This window comes from Kitasatospora sp. NPDC059803 (assembly GCF_042732255.1).
Lineage (GTDB): Bacteria > Actinomycetota > Actinomycetes > Streptomycetales > Streptomycetaceae > Kitasatospora.
The window spans coordinates 1-1,837 of record NZ_JBHWIJ010000561.1; the positions used below are offsets into that span (position 1 = coordinate 1).

2 protein-coding genes are annotated in these 1,837 nt (G+C 74.6%); both read left to right on the forward strand.

Going from position 1 to position 1,837, the window contains the following annotated elements; translation table 11 throughout:
• Window positions 1-71: 71 nt before the first annotated feature.
• On the forward strand, window positions 72-707 hold the full coding sequence (locus tag ACFV6I_RS39475; protein WP_380343275.1) for a hypothetical protein: 636 nt from the start codon (window positions 72-74) through the stop codon (window positions 705-707).
• A 104-nt stretch (window positions 708-811) separates the two neighbouring features.
• On the forward strand, window positions 812-1,837 hold a 1,026-nt coding region (gene galE, locus ACFV6I_RS39480), incomplete at its 3' end, for a UDP-glucose 4-epimerase GalE (protein ID WP_380431113.1).

Here is a 1,837-nt window from a genome sequence, read left to right on the forward strand (position 1 = left end):
CCACCACCCGGTGGCGCCCGCACCCGGCGTCACCGCTCCCTGCCCCTCACCCCTCACGAGGATTGCCCGCCATGCGAACCCGACCCTTCGTCGCCGCCCTCGCCCTCGCCGGTGCGGCCGTGCTGCCCGCCGCCGTGCCGGTCGCCGCCCACGGTGACACCGTCCACCTGGACGTCTCCGGCCAGCGGAACGGCCGCGTCAGCACCGTTGCCACCTGGGAGAACGACCACGACCCGGTCACCGGGGAGTTCACCGGCACGCTGGCCGCGACGGCCACCGACGGTCGCACGGTCGGCCCCTGGCGCCTGGTCGCCGTCCCGGGCGAGCCGGGGACGTACACCACCCGGGAGATCCTCCCGGCCGGGCACTGGCGGGTGAGCGTCGACTGCGCGTTTCCCTCGCCGGGGCACGGCGAGGGTGAACTCGACGTCGAGGCCGCGGTGATCGGCGATCCTCCACTGCCGGGGGCGACGGGTGCGACGACCGGCGCCTCGGCCCCGATACCCGCGCCCGCTCCCACGGCCACACCCACGGCCCCCACCGCCCCGGCGGCCGCCGACAGCGCCGCCCGGGCCCGCTCCGCCGCCCGCGACACCCCCTCCGACACCACGCCCGACGCCGCCACCTGGGCCGCGATCGGCACCGCCGTCGCGGCCGTCGTGCTGGTCGCCACCGGCTTCTGGCTCCGCCGCCGCCCCCACCGCTGAGCCCACCGCTGAGCCCGCCGACGGAACCATCGAGCGCGAACCACCGTCCCAGAGGTCACCGGGCGCCACCGGGCGCCCGGCCGACCGCAAGGGAGCGTCCGCGCATGAAGAAGGTCCTGATCACCGGCGGCGCGGGATTCATCGGCAGTTCGGTGGTGTTCGCCCTCCTCGACCAGGGCATCACCCCGGTCATCCTGGACGACCTGTCCAAGGGCCGGGCCGAGTTCGTCGAGGGCAAGGTGTTCTACCAGGGCGACGTCGCCGATGTGGCCCTGCTCGACCGGATCTTCGCCGAGCACCCGGACATCGACGCCGCCGTGCACTGCGCGGCCAGGATCGTCGTCCCGGACTCGGTGGCCAGGCCGCTGTACTACTACCGGGAGAACGTCGGCAAGACCATCGAACTGCTCGACGCCCTCCAGCGCCACGGCTGCACCCGCGTCGTCTTCAGCAGCTCCGCCTCCATCTACGCGCCCACCCCGGACGCGCGGGTCGACGAGAGCAGCCCGGTCGAGGCCAACAGCCCCTACGCGCGCACCAAGCTGATGATGGAGCAGGTGCTCCAGGACTGGACCAGGGGGGAGGGCGCCGAGCGGCAGCGGGTCATCTCCCTGCGCTACTTCAACCCGATCGGCGCTGACCCGCGACTGCGCAGCGGGCTGCAGGACCTCAACCCCAGCCACGCCCTGGGCAAGCTGATCGAGGCGCACACCAACGGCACCCCGTTCACCGTCACCGGCGTCGACTGGGCGACCAGGGACGGCTCCGGCATCCGCGACTACGTCCACGTGCGGGACCTCGCCGAGGCGCACGTCGCGGCGCTGCTCCGCTTCGACGAGGTGATCGCCGAGGGCGCCGAGGACCGCTACCGGGTCATCAACGTCGGCACGGGCGACGGCACCACCGTGCGCGAGCTGATCGCCGCCTTCGAGCAGGCCGTCGGCGCGACGCTCGACGTCCGCGAGGCGGGCCCCCGGCCGGGCGACGTGATCGGCTGCTACGCGGCCGTCGACACCGCCCGCGAACTGCTCGGCTGGCAGCCGCGGCGGGGCATCGCCGAGGGCGTCGCCGACGCGCTGGCCTGGCGCGCGCAGTGGGCCGCCCGCCTCGACGCCAGCAGATTCCCGGCG